This window comes from Gilliamella sp. Nev5-1 (genome assembly GCF_001690895.1).
Classification (GTDB): Bacteria; Pseudomonadota; Gammaproteobacteria; order Enterobacterales; family Orbaceae; genus Gilliamella; species Gilliamella apicola_C.
This window is the reverse complement of sequence record NZ_LZHO01000035.1, coordinates 17,582-35,081: the sequence shown is the minus strand read 5'-3', so window position 1 is coordinate 35,081 and position 17,500 is coordinate 17,582. Positions and strand designations below refer to the sequence as shown.

At 35.8% G+C, this 17,500-nt stretch carries 15 protein-coding genes; 10 read left to right on the top strand and 5 right to left on the bottom strand.

Annotated features, from left to right (window positions below):
- Nucleotides 1-2: 2 nt before the first annotated feature.
- Together tamA and tamB are read left to right on the top strand one after the other, a co-directional pair.
- Nucleotides 3-1,718, top strand: coding sequence for an autotransporter assembly complex protein TamA (gene tamA, locus A9G41_RS05420; RefSeq protein WP_075539409.1), 1,716 nt, complete (start codon nt 3-5; stop codon nt 1,716-1,718).
- A 1-nt stretch (nt 1,719) separates the two neighbouring features.
- The gene (gene tamB, locus A9G41_RS05415; RefSeq protein WP_075539408.1) at nt 1,720-5,541 is read left to right on the top strand and encodes an autotransporter assembly complex protein TamB; all 3,822 of its coding nucleotides are present in this window, start codon (nt 1,720-1,722) and stop codon (nt 5,539-5,541) included.
- Between the two features lie 12 nt (nt 5,542-5,553).
- Here tamB and mnmD read toward each other — a convergent pair whose 3' ends face one another.
- Nucleotides 5,554-6,306, bottom strand: coding sequence for a tRNA (5-methylaminomethyl-2-thiouridine)(34)-methyltransferase MnmD (gene mnmD / locus A9G41_RS05410; protein WP_075539407.1), 753 nt, complete (start codon nt 6,304-6,306; stop codon nt 5,554-5,556).
- Between the two features lie 88 nt (nt 6,307-6,394).
- Between mnmD and A9G41_RS05405 the strand changes: the two genes are divergently transcribed.
- The 6 genes from A9G41_RS05405 to A9G41_RS05380 all read left to right on the top strand — a co-directional run bounded on the left by A9G41_RS05405 (nt 6,395) and on the right by A9G41_RS05380 (nt 11,188).
- Complete coding sequence (locus A9G41_RS05405) at nt 6,395-7,126, top strand: 1-acylglycerol-3-phosphate O-acyltransferase (RefSeq protein ID WP_065567264.1); 732 nt, start codon at nt 6,395-6,397, stop codon at nt 7,124-7,126.
- Between the two features lie 3 nt (nt 7,127-7,129).
- Complete coding sequence (locus tag A9G41_RS05400) at nt 7,130-7,900, top strand: methyltransferase domain-containing protein (protein ID WP_065567263.1); 771 nt, start codon at nt 7,130-7,132, stop codon at nt 7,898-7,900.
- Between the two features lie 110 nt (nt 7,901-8,010).
- Nucleotides 8,011-8,937, top strand: coding sequence for an ADP-glyceromanno-heptose 6-epimerase (rfaD, locus tag A9G41_RS05395; protein WP_065582714.1), 927 nt, complete (start codon nt 8,011-8,013; stop codon nt 8,935-8,937).
- Between the two features lie 15 nt (nt 8,938-8,952).
- A complete protein-coding gene (gene rfaF, locus A9G41_RS05390; protein ID WP_065582713.1) occupies nt 8,953-10,002 on the top strand; it encodes an ADP-heptose--LPS heptosyltransferase RfaF in 1,050 nt (349 codons plus the stop codon).
- Entirely contained in the window at nt 10,002-10,964 is a 963-nt protein-coding gene (rfaC, locus tag A9G41_RS05385) for a lipopolysaccharide heptosyltransferase RfaC (protein WP_065582712.1), read from the top strand. Before rfaF ends, rfaC begins: the two co-directional genes overlap by 1 nt.
- Nucleotides 10,965-10,987: 23 nt before the next feature.
- Complete coding sequence (locus A9G41_RS05380) at nt 10,988-11,188, top strand: YaeP family protein (RefSeq protein WP_065580077.1); 201 nt, start codon at nt 10,988-10,990, stop codon at nt 11,186-11,188.
- Here the strand turns inward: A9G41_RS05380 and A9G41_RS05375 are convergent.
- From A9G41_RS05375 to trmA, 3 genes are all read right to left on the bottom strand, one after another.
- Nucleotides 11,181-12,593 carry a heavy metal sensor histidine kinase gene (locus tag A9G41_RS05375; RefSeq protein ID WP_082259620.1) on the bottom strand — a complete coding sequence of 471 codons (1,413 nt, stop codon included), beginning with the start codon at nt 12,591-12,593 and terminating at the stop codon, nt 11,181-11,183. The two genes, A9G41_RS05380 and A9G41_RS05375, sit on opposite strands and share 8 nt — an antisense overlap.
- Nucleotides 12,571-13,257, bottom strand: a complete 687-nt coding sequence (locus A9G41_RS05370) for a heavy metal response regulator transcription factor (protein WP_065567284.1) — start codon at nt 13,255-13,257, stop codon at nt 12,571-12,573. The genes A9G41_RS05375 and A9G41_RS05370 overlap by 23 nt, the downstream gene beginning before the upstream one ends.
- 361 nt (nt 13,258-13,618) lie before the next feature.
- Nucleotides 13,619-14,716: a tRNA (uridine(54)-C5)-methyltransferase TrmA gene (gene trmA / locus A9G41_RS05365; protein WP_065582710.1), complete on the bottom strand. Its 1,098-nt coding sequence runs from the start codon at nt 14,714-14,716 to the stop codon at nt 13,619-13,621.
- A gap of 349 nt (nt 14,717-15,065) precedes the next feature.
- On the opposite strand from trmA, the gene srmB reads away from it, so the two are divergent.
- Nucleotides 15,066-16,376: an ATP-dependent RNA helicase SrmB gene (gene srmB / locus A9G41_RS05360; protein ID WP_065582709.1), complete on the top strand. Its 1,311-nt coding sequence runs from the start codon at nt 15,066-15,068 to the stop codon at nt 16,374-16,376.
- A gap of 118 nt (nt 16,377-16,494) precedes the next feature.
- Nucleotides 16,495-17,097, top strand: coding sequence for a peroxiredoxin C (locus tag A9G41_RS05355; RefSeq protein WP_065567255.1), 603 nt, complete (start codon nt 16,495-16,497; stop codon nt 17,095-17,097).
- Nucleotides 17,098-17,180: 83 nt separating this feature from the next.
- On the opposite strand, the gene A9G41_RS05350 is transcribed toward A9G41_RS05355, so the two are convergent.
- Nucleotides 17,181-17,495, bottom strand: a complete 315-nt coding sequence (locus A9G41_RS05350) for a DMT family transporter (protein ID WP_065582708.1) — start codon at nt 17,493-17,495, stop codon at nt 17,181-17,183.
- Nucleotides 17,496-17,500: the final 5 nt, after the last annotated feature.

Sequence of the window (17,500 nt, the reverse complement as noted above, 5' to 3'; positions counted from 1 at the left end):
ATGTGTCACGATTTTCTTGGTCATTAGGCTTGCTTTTAGTGATATGCGCTACATCAAGTTATGCTGATATGAAGTTATCAATTAAGGGATTATCAGGTGAACTTGCTGACAATGTCGATGCTCGTATATCATTAATCGCCCCCAATAAAATTGATGATACACCCAATTTTAAGCGTTATTTTGAAAATGAAGTGCAAAAATCGCTTCGTGCATTAGGTTATTATTCACCGACTTTCGAGTATAACGCGCAAAATCCTAAAGTTCTTGTTGTCAATATATCACCAGGCGAGCCTGTGCTCGTTAAGCAACTCAATGTGAATATTACTGGTGAAGGTCAACACGATCCCGATTTTGAATATTTACAAAAAAACAACTTACCCAAAATCGGTGATATATTAAATCATGGTGTTTATGAATCATTTAAGAAAAACCTGCAAGATTTATCACTAAAAAAAGGTTACTTTGATGCCAATATGCCCAAGCATCAGTTAGCGGTTTTACTGTCTGAACATCAAGCTTTTTGGAATATTGATTATACAACGGGTAAACGCTATCGATTTGGTAAAGTCACTTTTCATAATGCCAAAATCCGTAAAGATTATTTAGCTAATATTGTGCCATTTAAAGAGGGCGAAGAATATACGGCAGAGCAGTTGTCATTATTAAATAGGCGCCTTACCTCAACAAACTGGTTTAACTCAGTTGTAGTTGTGCCTGACTTTCCTCATTTAACAGAAGGTAAAATACTCCCAATTGATGTCGATACATCGCCTAGAAAGAAAAATAATATGGATCTTGGATTAGGATTTTCAACAGATAACGGTGTGCACGGAAAAATTGGCTGGAACAAACCATGGCTCAATAGCCGTGGACAGAGTTTTCAAAGCAATTTATCGCTATCCTCGCCAGAACAATTGGTTACGATGAGTTATAAAATTCCCTTAAAAAAATCACCACTTGAACAGTATTACACCATTCAAGGGGGTTATAAAAAGATTGATAATAATGATACTTACTCACAATCTTATACGTTTGGCGCTTTACGCAACTGGGATAATTTTTATGGTTGGCAAACCGCTTTAGGTTTTAATGTATTACGTGATGATTTTACCCAAGGCGATGCTAGCTTTAGAACATTTTTATATTATCCATCACTTAGCTTATCTAGAATTCGTTCTGACGGTAATTTATTAACAATGTGGGGAGATTCTCAACGTTATTCGCTTGAAGCTGCTGGTGAATCATTAGGCTCTGATATTAATCTGATGCGCTTTCAAGCACAACACGCATGGATTCGCTCGTTACAAAAATCCCATCGATTTATAGCTCGTGGGAATTTTGGCATTATACAAGCAAACAATTTTGACCGTGTTCCACCGTCATTTAGATTTTTTGCTGGTGGTGAACGTAGTATTCGAGGTTATAGTTATCAATCTATTTCACCTAAAGATAAAAAAGGCAAGTTAAAAGGAGCTTCAAAACTTATCACTGGCTCACTTGAATATCAATATAATTTATCTGGCTCATGGTGGGGAGCCGCATTTGTCGATACAGGAGAAGCTATTGACAAAGTTGATAGAACTAAATTCTATACAGGAACGGGGATCGGCATTCGCTGGGCTTCACCTGTTGGCCCAATAAAAGTCGATTTAGCAACGCCACTTAACCAAAAAAGCGGTTCTATTCACCTATATATTGGTTTAGGAAGTGAATTATAAAATGAATAACAACACAGCTAGAATTAAAAAAGTAAAAAAATTAAAACGGATACGTAAATGGAAAAAACGAAGCGTTGCCATTTTATCAGTTATCGTTTTTCTCACTGTTTTTACTATTCTACTTATCTACACAAGTTTAGGTGTCAAAATAACCACTTATGTTTTAAATAAATTTTTACCCGAGCTAAAAATTGCCCAAGTTGAGGGTACGTTTCATGATCTACATATACAAGGGTTCTCCCTTGAATTACCAGGTGTTAATGTTCAAGTCAATGAGGCTTCATTGTCACTTTCTGGGCTTTGCTTATTAAAAACAGAAGTGTGTGTAGATCAATTTAATGCCAATGGGGTAAAAGTTTCCATTAACACCGAACAAATTGGCAGTTCGCCAAGTGAATCAAGTGAGCCAACAAGTGAACCTAATGAAGAAAACCTCTTCAAGCTCAAAACACCATTACCGATAGATCTTAAACAGACCCACCTAACGGATGTCAAGGTTATTGTTGATGATATGCAATTTGGCATGTCAGACTTTACAGGGAAAGCCACATGGGTAAATAATCAGATTTATGTTTACCCTGCTGTTGCAACAGATCTAAGTGCTATTTTTGCGGATAAAACACTGACAAATCAAACCGTAACAACAACAGACAAAGACATTGCACTTAATGAAAAAATTACCGAGATTTTTAATCAACCGCTAATTGATTCATTGCCCCAAGTTAATATCCCATTAGATATTAATGTCACAAGTTTAACCGGTAATCATTGGTTATTACATATTGGTGGACAAGATTATCGATTTAATAACGTTGCTATTCAAACCGATATTGTCAATAGTCACATTATTGTAAAACAAGTGGAATTTGATGCTAGCACCCCTTATGCCAATGGACATACTTCTGCCTCGGGCGAAATTACATTACACGATAACTGGCCTGTACTAGCATTAATTAAAGCGAATACTGAACAAAACCAATTAAATGCTCAGTTTTCAGGAAAATTGCTTGGCGAACTATTAGCTAATATAAAGATGAGTGGTTTAAATCAAATGGCTATGAGTGGGCACCTTAATTTTATTGAAAAATACTTACCTATAATGGCTCAACTTGAAGGTAAGCATATTCAATGGCCAATTGAGGGATCAGCGCAATACCAGCTAGATGATTTTTCAACATCAATAAAGGGGAATGTAAAACAGTATCAACTGTCAGCCAAAGGTAATATAAAGGGACAAGAACTAGCCAATACCAAGTTTGAGATTGTGGGCACAGGAACCAACCAAGACGCAATGATAGAGCGTGCCAACATAAAATTACCGCATGGGGAAATTAATGTAGCGGGAAATATAAGTTGGCTACAAGCATTACAATGGGATACAAGCATAAAGCTAAATAATGTCGATCTCACTAACGAGCTACCAAGTTATCCTATTCGATTAAATGGTCTATTAAAAACAACTGGTAAGCTTGAAGAGGGTAAATGGGCGTTTAATTTACCCGACGTACAGTTAAAAGGTAATATTAATCATGCTGATTTTTTTGCATCTGGTAGTATGTCTAGTAATTCCGAAAATAAAGTTACTGCAAATAATCTTGCAATTAAATGGGGTAAAAATCAGATAGGTTTAAATGGGGCGAACGATAAAGGCAACTTGTTAGCAAAATTGAATCTTGAATCATTACCGCTATTAGTTGATGGTATGCAAGGATCTATTGCTGGAAATATAAAACTCAATGGCACATCTGATAATGCAATCGTAGACACGAATTTAACCATTAATTCACTATCTTTCGATACAATAAAAATAGCTAAAGCCAATGTTACAGGCAAAGTGGAATATAAAAACCAAGCCAGTGGCAACATGAAGTTAACGGCTCAAACAATAGAGCTACCTGGTCAAACAATCAAAAAAGCCAATATTGAACTATCTGGCAGTGAAAACCTTCATACTTTAACGGTTGATATTGATGGTGAACCAGCATCATTGAAAACTTCGTTAATAGGAAAACTGAATAAAGCGCGTACAAAATGGAACGGAACGATTCCTCATGCCCTACTTCACTTAGGCAATAATAACAATTGGCAGCTCACTAAATCAGTGGACTTATCTTATGATGTAGCCCATCAAGTGCCCAGTATTAATGCCCACTGTTGGAATAATAATCAGTCAAGTATTTGTCTTGATAAACAATTATCATTAACTAATAATACCAATACAAGCATTACCTTAAAAGAGATTAATCTGTCTAAATTGCCCATTCCAACCGATGGTGAAACCAAACTTGCAGGTAATGTTAATGGTAAAGTCATCATACAATTTAATCATGATAGTATGCTACCATCAATCAAAGCCAATATAACTAGCTCTGATGTTTATATTCAACAAATGCTTACCTCAAAAGCGCTGCCTCTACCTTTCGATCTTTTTAAAATAGAGGCTGAGTTTAATGAGCAACAAGCCAAACTCGATTGGCATTTTAGTTTAAATAAGCTAGGAAAAATCAATGGTAACCTTGTTATCACTGATCCAGTAAAACAAAAAAAATTAAGTGGTCAATTAAATATCAATCAATTAGCTTTAGCAATTATTAATCCGTTATTGGATAGCAAAGATTATGCTAAAGGCGCTATTAATGGCACGGTTAAATTTTCTGGATCACTAAATGATCCGTTACTAACTGGAAGTATTGGCTTAAAACATAGCGAAATAAAGTCAAGTCAATTACCCATTGATATTAAATCAGCCAAAGTTGATATCAATTTCAATGGGAAATCATCCACATTAAAAGGTATTTTAGCTACGCAAGCAGGCAATGTTAATATTAATGGTAATGCCAGCTGGAATACCTTTGACAAATGGCAAGCTTCGTTAACCGTGAATGGGGCTGCTATGGAAGTTTCGGTGCCGCCAATGATTGTTATGGCCATTGTTCCAGATATTAAAATCAATGCGACACAAGACGAATTAACATTATTAGGTAAAGTTAACATACCAAAAGGGAAAATAACGGTTGAATCACTTCCGCCATCAAGCATTGATGTATCTCCTGATGAAGTTATGCTTGATACAAATCGAAAAGAAATTAAACCACAAAAATTTGGCATGAACATCTTTAGCCATCTTGAGATCAATATTGGAGATAAAGTCACTGTTGATGCATTTGGGTTAAATGCCTCTCTTAAAGGTAATCTGATTGCGACACAAACCAATAAAGGACTTGATCTGCATGGAGAAGTGTTGATACCAACAGGTCGGTTCCACGCCTATGGGCAAGATTTAATTATTCATAAAGGCATTATCACATTCTCAGGATCGGCAGATCAAGCTAGGCTTGATATTGAAGCTATACGCAATCCTGAATCAATGGATAATAGCAATATCATGGCGGGAATTCGCGTTACTGGATCGTCTCAATCACCTAAAATTGAAATATTCTCAGACCCAGCTATGTCACAACAAGAAGCCCTTTCCTACATAATTCGCGGTCAAGGGCTTGATAGCGCAGAACAAAGTGATAGCGACATGATGACAGCACTGCTAGTTGGTATTGGCACAGCAAAAACAGGTAAATATGTTGGCGATATCGGTAACCTATTTGGTATCAAAAATCTAACACTTGATACACAAGGCGCAGGCAATAGCTCTAAAGTTGTGGTTAGCGGTTATATATTACCTAATTTGCAACTCAAATATGGCGTTGGTATATTTGATTCATTAGCTACATTTACTTTACGTTATCGTTTAATGCCGAGCCTCTATTTAGATGCCACATCAAGCTTAGCGCAAACATTAGATCTAATTTATCAATTTGATTTTTAAGCTGAATAAAACTTAAATAACCATTTTGCCTTGCCAAACTCCTTGGCAAGGCTGCTTATCTTTATAACCAATTAACATTTCACGCTTAACCCCATAACCCTTACGTTTAAGCACGTTAAATCCTGCATTAAGCAAATTTCGCCGCACAAATCCAGCCGCAGTAAAAGTGGCAAATGAGCCATTTAAGGCGGTTAATGCATAACAATCTTTAAATAATGATTCTGTCCACATATCTGGATTTTTTGCTGGCGAAAACCCATCAAAAAACCAAGCATCAACAAGTACCTTTTGTTTAGTTAAAAATGTCGAAAAATGGCTGATATCAGCATAACATATCGCTAAACTGACATTATCAAACTGGCAAGAAGAGTTAATTAAACCGTTTTGAAGTCGCCTAGCTAACAAAAATAGTGTTTTATTTTTAGAAATCACACTATCATGAACCTTTATTAATTCATCTAACGATAGTGGGTATTTTTCGATACTAAAAAAAGTAAGGTATTTAAGTATATGTTCTGGGTTATGACGCCTAAAATGCAAAAAAGATTGCCATAAGATCAAAAAGCTCAATCCAGAGCCAAAGCCTGTTTCGCCAACAACAAAGGTATCTTTGTTATGCTCAACAAAGCGTTGCTGTAAATTATTACCATCTATAAATACATACTTTGTTTCATCAATTGCGCCTTGCGTATTAAAATACACATCATCAAAATAAGTAGAAACAGGTATCTGATTTTCATCCCAAATAATAGTCGATTTATGCATAAACCTCCTTGAATAACTGTTTTTTAACAAACTGTATATTAACTCAGATTATGTATATAATACGCCAAATCAACTTATGAGGTAAATTATGGTATTTCTTTTTCGCTTAATTAGCGTTGTAATAATTGGTATTATCATTTGTGTCTTAGGCATCATTTTTTGTCTACTTAACCCAAGAAATCCCAAAAATGTAGCAAGATTTGCTCATTTGTTTGGGTTTGTCTTTAAACCCATAATGGGTATAAAGGTTGATACTCGCATCTATCCTGATATTGATAAATTAGGTAGTTGCGTATATATCGCTAATCATCAAGATAATTACGATGTAATCGTAGCCGCTAATGTACTACAGCCCAAAACGGTTACCGTAGGTAAAAAAAGCTTAGCTTGGATTCCTTTTTTTGGGCAACTTTACTATCTTACAGGCAATATTCTTATTGATCGAGACAATAAATCAAAAGCGCGCAATACAATCGGAAAAGTCGTCAATGAAATTAAGAAACGCGGTATATCTATCTGGATGTTTCCTGAAGGCACTCGTAGCCGTGGTCGAGGACTATTGCCATTTAAAACAGGTGCATTTAAAGCAGCAATTGCTGCTGGTGTACCAATTGTGCCAATTTGTGTATCGCAAACCAATGACATTAAATTAAACCGTTTAAATAATGGCCATATGATTGTTGAAATGCTAGAACCAATTGAAACCAAAAATCTATGCAAAGAAGATGCTAGAGCATTAATGGAACAATGCTACACGAAGATGGCAAACAAAATAGCACAAATAAATGATGAAGCAAAACAGTTAAACAATCAAAAATAACTTATGAATAAACAAGATCGCAATTTTGATGATATCAGCAACAAGTTTGCACAAAACATTTATGGCACAACCAAAGGTAAAATTCGCGAAGCGATAGTTTGGCAAACACTAGAAGAGATCCTAGCAACCTACCCACCTAATAGGCCACTAACCATACTTGATGCGGGCGGAGGGCAAGGTCAAATTGCCTGCCGTCTTGCAAAACTTGGGCATCAAGTCACACTTTGCGATATCTCAGAACAAATGTTAGCGCTTGCTAAACAAAAAGCACAGATGGAAAACGTAAAGATAAATTGTCTTTGCTGCCCGATTCAGCAGCTTGATAGCTTAATTAACCAACCTTTTGATTTAGTTATTTGTCATGCTGTATTAGAATGGATCGCTGAACCAATTGCATTATTAAAAGCATTAAAAAAACATCTTAAACCCGATGGCTACTTATCGTTAATGTTTTATAACTATCATGCCCTTTTATTTAAAACTGTCACATTAGGCAATTTTGGCTATACACAAGCAGGTTTAGCTAAGCGCAAAAAAAAGACGCTTTCGCCCGACTTTCCAAGAGAACCCATTGATGTATATCAATGGCTTAATCAAATCGATTTTACCATCCTACAAAAAACAGGCATTCGTATTTTCCACGACTATCTTGCCAATAAAGCCAAAGCTGAAACTCACTTTGAGCAACTATTAGAACTTGAACAAAAGTACTGCCAAACTGAGCCTTATCTTAATTTGGCCAGATATATTCTGGTTACAGCAAAATTAAGATAATTTTCTAAATAGTCTGGCTTTCATTCACGTTTTTTAAAATGATTACTCGAAAATTTTGCCATAAATCGGTATCATAAGCGGATTGATTTTATTGGTTAAGGAAAATAAACATGATCGTGGTAACAGGCGGCGCCGGATTTATTGGTAGTAATATTGTTAAAGGTTTAAACGACCAAGGATATAAAAATATCTTGGTTGTTGATGATTTAACTGATGGCACAAAATTTGCCAATTTGACTGATTTAGATATTGCTGATTATATGGATAAAGATGAATTTATTACAGCCATTATCAGTCATGAAGATCTTGATATTGATGTCATATTTCACCAAGGTGCTTGTTCATCAACCACTGAATGGAATGGCAAGTTTATGATGGAAAATAACTACGACTATTCCAAAGATTTATTGCATTACTGCTTAGACTTCAACATTCCATTTTTGTATGCTTCCTCTGCCGCCACTTATGGCGGGCGCAGTGATAACTTTATTGAAGATCGCGCTTATGAAAAACCATTAAATGTCTATGGGTATTCTAAATTCTTGTTTGATCAGTATGTAAGAGGCCTATTACCACAAGCTAACTCGCCAGTTTGCGGATTCCGTTATTTTAATGTCTATGGACCTCGCGAATCACATAAAGGCAGTATGGCCAGTGTCGCATTTCATTTAAATGAACAAATTAATAAAGGCGAAAAACCGAAACTATTTACTGGTAGCGATAATTTTAAACGTGACTTTATTTACGTCAGTGATGTGGTTGAGGTCAATTTATGGTTTTGGAAAAATAAAATCTCGGGGATTTATAACTGTGGAACAGGCCGAGCAGAATCATTCCAAGCTGTTGCCGATGCAGTGCTTAATTACCGTAAAAAAGATGAAATTGATTATGTTCCTTTTCCTGAACACCTAAAAGGACGCTATCAAAGCTATACGCAGGCTGACTTAACTAAATTTAGGCAGACAAAATGCCCAATCGAGTTTAAAACTGTTGCAGAAGGCACCGCAGAATATATGAAATGGCTAAATGAGCAATAAAAAGGATCTGATCAAATGAAAACACTCATTATCGGCCCTTCATGGGTTGGCGATATGATGATGTCGCAAAGCCTATATCGTACATTAAAACAACTTGATCCCAGTAACGAAATTGATGTGCTAGCACCAGCTTGGTGCTCTGCACTATTAAATAGAATGCCAGAGGTGAATCAAGCAATTACAATGCCATTGGGTCATGGTGAGTTTGCTTTAACAAAACGTCGTGAGATAGGTAAATCACTGCGAAATAATCATTATGATCAGGCCATTGTATTGCCCAATTCATTCAAGTCAGCATTGATACCTTTTTTTGCAAAAATTCCTAAACGCACTGGTTGGAAAGGCGAAATGCGCTATGGAATATTAAACGACTTACGTAAACTTGATAAACAAGCTTTTCCATTAATGGTTGAACGCTATATTGCGCTTGCTTATCCTAAAGATCAAATTCATTCAGCTTCCGATTTACCACATCCGCTATTGTGGCCAAAGCTCAATGTCAAGCAGGATGAAATAACTCAAGCTCTATCAACCTTTTCAATAACTCAAGAAGAGCCTTTAATTGGTTTTTGCCCTGGTGCTGAATTTGGACCTGCCAAACGTTGGCCTGATTATCATTACGCTACACTTGCCGATATGCTTGTTAAACAGCATGCCAAAATTATTATTTTTGGTTCAGCAAATGATAAAAATGTAGGTGAACAGATTATGGCAAAAATGACCTATGCAAATAAATGCATTAATTTGGCCGGTCAAACTCAATTAGAACAAGCCGTTAGTTTAATTGCAGCTTGTAAAGCAATTGTGACTAACGATTCTGGATTAATGCATGTGGCAGCTGCGTTAAATAAACCATTGGTGGCTCTTTATGGGCCAAGTAGCCCTGATTTTACTCCGCCGCTATCAGATAAGGCAGAAATTATCCGTTTAATGACTGGATACCATCGTGTTCGTAGAGGTGATACCGAGCAAGGTTATCATCAAAGTTTAATTGATATTAAGCCAGATAGTGTTTTTGAAACATTAATGAATCTTATTATGCGTTGTCAAAAGAGTAATGAATAATGCGTGCATTAATTGTTAAAACATCTTCAATGGGTGATGTACTACATACATTACCAGCTTTGACCGATGCAGCCAATAGCTTATCTAACATCACATTTGACTGGGTAGTTGAAGAAAATTTTACTCAAATACCTAACTGGCATTTTGCCGTCGATAGAGTAATTCCTGTTGCGATAAGACGTTGGCGAAAAAATTGGTTTGCTAAAAATGTTCGTCAAGAACGCCATAAATTTATCCAAACACTTAGCCAGCAAGAATATGACTGTATAATTGATGCACAAGGGTTAATTAAGAGTGCTTTTTTAATCACACGCAAAGCACGTGGCATTAAACATGGTTTAGATCGAAAAAGCATAAAAGAACCCATTGCAAGTTGGTTTTATGATGTAAAACACAGCATACCGAAACAAATGCATGCTATTGAGCGCATTAGATTATTGTTTGCACAAAGCCTACAATACAAACAGCCTGACTCAATTGGCGATTATGCAATTGCTCAACATTTTTTATCTTCATTACCCAATGATAATCAGCAATACTTGATTTTTTTACACGCAACAACGCGAGATGAAAAGCATTGGAATGAAGAAGCCTGGCGAAATTTGATCAAACTGGTTGAACCAACAGGCTTAAAAATAAAATTACCTTGGGGAGCGCCACATGAGCAAGCACGGGCAATTCGACTAGCTCACGGGTTTAAACACGTCGAAGTGCTACCCAAACTATCGCTTTCCGACATAGCAACCATTATTGCTGGGGCAAAAGCAGTGGTTTCAGTAGACACCGGATTAAGCCATCTAACCGCAGCACTAGATCGCCCAAATATCACTTTATTTGGTGAAACTGATCCAAATTTGATTGGTGGTTATGGAAAAAACCAATTTAGCATTATCTCAAACGAAAAAATGATGCAAACTATTCAAGCCGAGCAAGTTTACCAACAATTGACTAATTTTTTATAACGGCACCTCAAGGAGCGAATTTAATGAAAAAATATAGCGATCTTATTTATGAAAAATACGCACAAATTGGCAGTAATGATCTCGGTTATATTGAAGATGCCTTAGGTGCTGTCATGCAAGTGTTAAATGAAGTTGTGCTTAACGACCTTGTACCACAAGAACTAAAAGATAAAGCTGCTTATGCAGCAGCTAATTTATTGATTAGTGACTTTGATGTTAAATAGCAGTTGGTAAATTGATAATAAAGCGTGTCGATTGCTCGTCAGATTCGGCAGAAATCGTACCTTTATGCGTTTCAATAATAGATTTAACTATCGCAAGCCCTATTCCAGTGCCTGCGCTATCATTTCCGTTACGATGGCGTGATTCCTCAACGCGATAAAATCGGTCAAAAAGATGTGGCAAATGCTTACTGTCAATTTTTTTACCTGGGTTAGAAATAACAATTTGCACACGTTTTTCATTCACTTGCTTTAATGTTATGGTTATTACCTGATTTTCTGGAGTATAACGAATAGCATTAGATAAAATATTACTGATTGCTCGTCCCAACATCATTTTATCACCTTGAATATGAGAACAATTACCACCAAGGTTGAAAGTGATATTTTTCTCGTCAGTCAGTGGCTCAAAATACTCACACATTAATGTGATCATATTATGTAAATCAATATCAATTAAATTAGGCACCAATTGGCGATTATCTGCTTGAGCCAAAAACAGCATATCGGAAATCATCTGTGACATTTTTTCATATTCTTCCAAATTAGAGTATAAAATCTCACGATATTCATCTGTCGTTCTAGCATTATTGAGCACAATTTGCGTTTGAGTAGTTAGATTAGTAATTGGAGTTCGCATTTCATGGGCAATATCCGCTGTAAAATTGCGTTGCCGATGAAACACATCCTCCATACGATTAAGCATATCATTAAATGCTTTGACCAAACTTACGTATTTAATTGGCACTAAAGAAGTAGGGATACGGTAATTCAAACTTTTAAGGTTAATTTTTTCAATCTTTTTAATCAATCGATTAATCGGTTTTTGGGTAAAATAGATACTAATAAAAGAACCAATTAATACCAAAATACAAGCAATACCAATAAGTAAACCTAAACCGTCACGTAAACGTCGAATAAATTCAATCTGTAGATCACGACCAATAGCAACGATTGTGGTATAGCGCTTGCCATTTTCAATGGCAACATATGAGGCCGCAACTCGATATGATGATTTATCTTGATTCCAAATATCTGTTCTGTGATTTTCAACAATGTTATCAAAATCAATTTGAGTTTTAGCAAAAGCTAGATTGGGTCCACGAGTTCGGTAGACTATTTTTCCCTGATCATCAATAATATAAACAAATAACCGATGGTGCCCTGTCAAAATTAATAACAAATTTTGAATAAACTCATCACGGTTCTCGTCGGGAGAATAATAAACAAGCTCACGCTCAATAGAGTCAATAACCGAATTAAGTTCGGACACATTTTGCTGAATTGAAAGTTTTTCAAAAGAACGTTCAATTAGAAAGCTGAAGCAATAAAGTAAACCACACGTTATTAAACAAACAATAAGAGGCAAACGTAATGAGATTAACTTATTCGGGTTCATCCAAGACATCTAACTTATACCCCATTCCGCGGACTGTATGAATTAATTTAGGCTCAAAATCAGCATCAATTTTATTACGTAAGCGTCGAATTGCGACATCAATGACATTGGTATCACTATCAAAGTTCATATCCCAAACTTGAGAAGCGATTAAGGAACGTGGTAATACTTCACCTGGGTAACGTAAAAAATACTCTAATAATAAAAATTCTTTATTGGTTAAATCAATGCGCTTATCGCCACGTGTTACCGTGCGCTTAGGAAGATCCATGACTAGATCAGCAATACTCAATTGAGAATTATTAACCTGTGGGACATTACGTCGAAGCAAGGATTTAACCCGAGCCAGTAATTCAGCAAACGAAAAAGGTTTGACCAAATAATCATCTGCACCTAAGTTAAGGCCTTTTACTTTATCCTCAACACTGCCCATGGCAGTGAGCAACATAATTTGGGTATCTTTGCCAGCCTCACGCAGTGACTGAACAATTTTCCAACCCACAATGTCAGGTAACATGACATCTAAAATAATTAAATCGTAATCTTCTGTCATCGCTCTATGATAACCATCAAGACCATTGTTTGTTAGATCAACAACAAATCCAGATTCAACTAAACCTTGACGAAGATACTCACCTGTTTTTTGCTCATCTTCAACTACTAACAATTTCATATTTGAATACTTCCTTTGTTGTTTGCCTGATTGTCGAAATTGCATAATACTGCTATAGAATAAATGATAAACATTAAATCAATCATGATATATTAATGACCATTTTGTAATGTTTATGTCACCAATCAGTTGGTTTGTCTTTGCTATAGTAGCTACACAATGATTCATGAGGCTAGACATTATTGTTTCATTGTTTTATTTCCTTTCATCCATTCCTTGCAATTTAATGCAGCCCTAGTTTATCTAGGGTTTTTTTTATCTAATTTGGCGCAAGTCTGTATATATACTGAAAACAATAATTAGTCACACATAAATTGGGCTTATTGTAGCAAAAATATCCTGTTTTGAATATCAGATCCTTTTACTTTTTACACAATACTATGCCTGTTTCGATATGATCGGTATAAGGAAATTGATCAAACATTGCAAAATGTTGAATTGAATGCGTTTTGCTCAATAACTGCAAATTGTCGCGCAATGTATTAGGATTACACGAAATATAAATAATAGTTTTATAGGATTTCAATATATCAATAGTATTTAAATCCAATCCTGCACGAGGCGGGTCAACCAGTACCGTGTCGCACCGATAATCATCTAAATGAATTCCTTTTAAACGATTAAACTCACGCTCTCTTTTAATTGCGCTGGTAAACTCTTCAGCCGACAATCGGACAATAGTAAGATTATCAATATGATTAATGGCAATATTATGCTGAGCAGAATAAACTGACGCTTTAGCAATTTCAGTGGCCAATACTTTTCGAAAGTTTTGTGCCAGTGCAATTGAAAAGTTACCATTACCACAATAAAACTCTAGTAAATCACCCGACAAATTTTTAGTGACTGATACAGCCCACTGTAACATCTTAATGTTCACCGCCGCATTGGGTTGTGTAAAACTATTTTCAACTTGACGATAAGTAAACATTTTACCCATTACGGGTAAAATCTCATCAACATAATCGACATCAATTGCAATTTTTTGGTTGCTAGCGCGCCCGACAATACTCGCATTTACGCCTTGTTTAGCTAATTGCATTTTTAATTTTTTTGCTTCAATTATCCATTCATCATTTAACTTTTTATGATATAAAAGCGTAATTAATAACTGACCACTTAAGGTTGAAAAATAATCGATTTGAAACAATAAATGCCGAAGTAGATGATTATGCTGTAATAAAGGCAAAATAGTTTGCATCGCTTGATTTATTAATTTAGTCGCAATAGGAAATTCATCAACGCGTACCCGTTTTTTTGTCTTTTTGTCATACATAATATGATAAAGCTCCTCACCATGATGCCAGATTCTGAACTCAGCTCGCATTCGATAATGGCTAATTGGCGATGAATAGACTGTTAATTCGGGAAGAGAAAAGTCTGATAATAATGTTTTTAAAATATCTACTTTCCGTTCTAATTGCTTATTATAATTATCAATCGAAAAACATTCAGTCATAGTTATTATCTGATGGTTATTATAGAAATATTATTTAATAGGAAATTTTGAACCAGCTTGTATTAAGGTACAAATTGATTAAGCGTTAAACCGCAACGGAATAACCCAATCACCATTTTACATGCTGTAATAATTTACCTAATCTTACCATAAACACTCAAAGATGATAAGTTTTGCTTAAATAAATCGTTAAGATTTTAGGCACACAAGTTGACATTCTCTTCAAGATAACTTATCTGTAAGCAAATAACGTATAAAGAGCGAATAATAATCCATCACACTTTTATTGATTGTAGTTATAGTAATTGCCGTTATAATGTGTCTTATAATTTTAGATGAAAAGATCATTATGACAGTACACACTTTTTCTGATTTAGAGCTAGATGATATATTAATTCACAATCTTCAAACGCAGGATATAAACACCCCGACAGCAATCCAAGCACAAACGATTCCTGTTGCTCTAGATGGCAAAGATATTTTAGGCTCAGCACCAACTGGTACGGGTAAAACACTCGCTTTTTTAATTCCTGCTGTGCAACATTTATTAGATTTCCCTCGTCGTAAATCTGGGCCACCACGTATTTTGATATTAACACCAACGCGTGAACTCGCCATGCAAATTGCCGAGCAAGCCAAATTATTAACCGAATCGACACCACTAAGCATCGCAACCATTACTGGTGGGGTTGCTTATATGAATCACGCTGAAGTATTTAGCAAAAATCAAGATATTGTTATTGCAACAACAGGTCGATTATTACAGTATATAAAAGAAGAAAATTTTGATTGCCGAGCGGTTGAGATGCTGATTTTAGACGAAGCAGACCGCATGCTAGACATGGGTTTTTCGCAAGATGTCGAAACCATATCAGCCGAAACTCGTTGGCGTAAGCAAACTTTATTATTTTCAGCTACACTTGAAGGCGAAGGACTGCATAATTTTGCCAGTCGCATTTTAAATGCACCAATTGAAATCAATGCCGATCCATCACGTAAAGAGCGAAAAAAGATCCTACAATTCTATTATCGTGCTGACGACTTACCCCATAAAGTGGCACTGCTTACTCACTTATTAAAACAACAAGAATTAAAAAAAACCATTGTATTTGTTCGTAAACGTGAACGTGTGCACGAATTAGTTAACCTGCTGCATCAAGCTGGCATCCACAGTTGCTATTTAGAAGGCGAAATGGTACAAGCAAAACGCAACGAAGCGATCAAAAGAATTAGCAATAATACTGTTAATGTACTGGTTGCAACTGATGTTGCAGCGCGTGGAATTGATATTGACGATATCACCCACGTTATTAATTTTGATGCCCCGAAAACCGCAGATGTTTACTTGCACCGCATTGGTCGCACTGCACGTGCAGGTAAAAAAGGTACGGCAATTATGCTAATTGAAGCTCATGATAACGAATTACTACAAAAAATTGAGCGCTATATCCAAGAACCAATAAAACTAAGAACCATTGATGAATTGCGACCAAAAACAAAAGCCCCAAAGCCAGCAACAAAGAAAAAACCATCGCAAAAAGCAAAATTAAAAAGTGTTCGCAAAAAAGAAGATGCCAAGAAGAAAAAGATAAAACAGCGTCATCGAGATACCAAAAATAAAGGTAAACCTAAAAAATTAATAAATAATACCGAACAATAATCAACAGTTAATAGCTTAAACTTATGATACCGATTGTTTATAACAACTTGGACAATCGATTTTAATTGCTATAATGCTTCACGATATGATTTACATTTAATTAGCAAGGAGAAACACTATGACATTAGTCACTCGCAAAGCCCCAGATTTTACATCAGCAGCAGTTTTAGGATCTGGAGAAATTGTTAACAATTTCAATTTATCACAACATATTCATGGTAAATATGCTGTGGTTTTTTTCTGGCCAATGGACTTTACTTTTGTTTGTCCATCAGAGATCATCGCATTTGATCACCGCCTAGAAGAATTCAAAAAGCGAGGAGTTGAAGTTATTGGTGTTTCAATGGACTCTGAATATGTACATAACGCTTGGCGAAACACACCTCGAGACAATGGTGGTATTGGTGAAGTAAAATTCCCGATTATTGCAGATATCAAACACGAAATTATGCAAGCATATGGTGTTGAACATCCTGAAGCTGGTGTGGCATTACGCGCATCATTCTTCATTGATAAATCAGGCATTGTACGCCATGAAACGATTAACGATTTACCAATTGGTCGTAATATCGACGAAATGATTCGTATTGTTGATGCGTTCCAATTCCATGAAGAGCATGGAGAAGTTTGCCCTGCACAATGGACAAAAGGTAAAAAAGGCATGCAAGCAAACCCGAAAGGTGTTGCAAGTTTCTTAAAAGAGCATGCTAACGAAATTTAATTTAATTTCTTTTTTTATTCAACCTTACATTATATTTTACCGGAGATTATCTCCGGTTTTTTTGCCAGTATAATCAAAACTGATTATAAAGTAGCATGTAAACCAACAACACCAATAATAATAATGCTCAAACCAAATAATCGAGAAAAGTTTTTAGGCTCATTGAACAATAACATATTAGCTAACACCGCCCCCGATGTTCCAAGACCAACCCAAACAGGATACACAATACTCAATTCAAGATAATGGAGAGAAAAGTAAAAAAGCATAAAAGAAACAGAAAATCCTCCCCAATATAAAACAAGCCTAAGCAGACTTTTTTGCTCTGCATATAACTTAAGACCAATCGCCCCAAGAACTTCAAAAACAGTTGCAATTAATATCAATAGCCATCCCATGATTA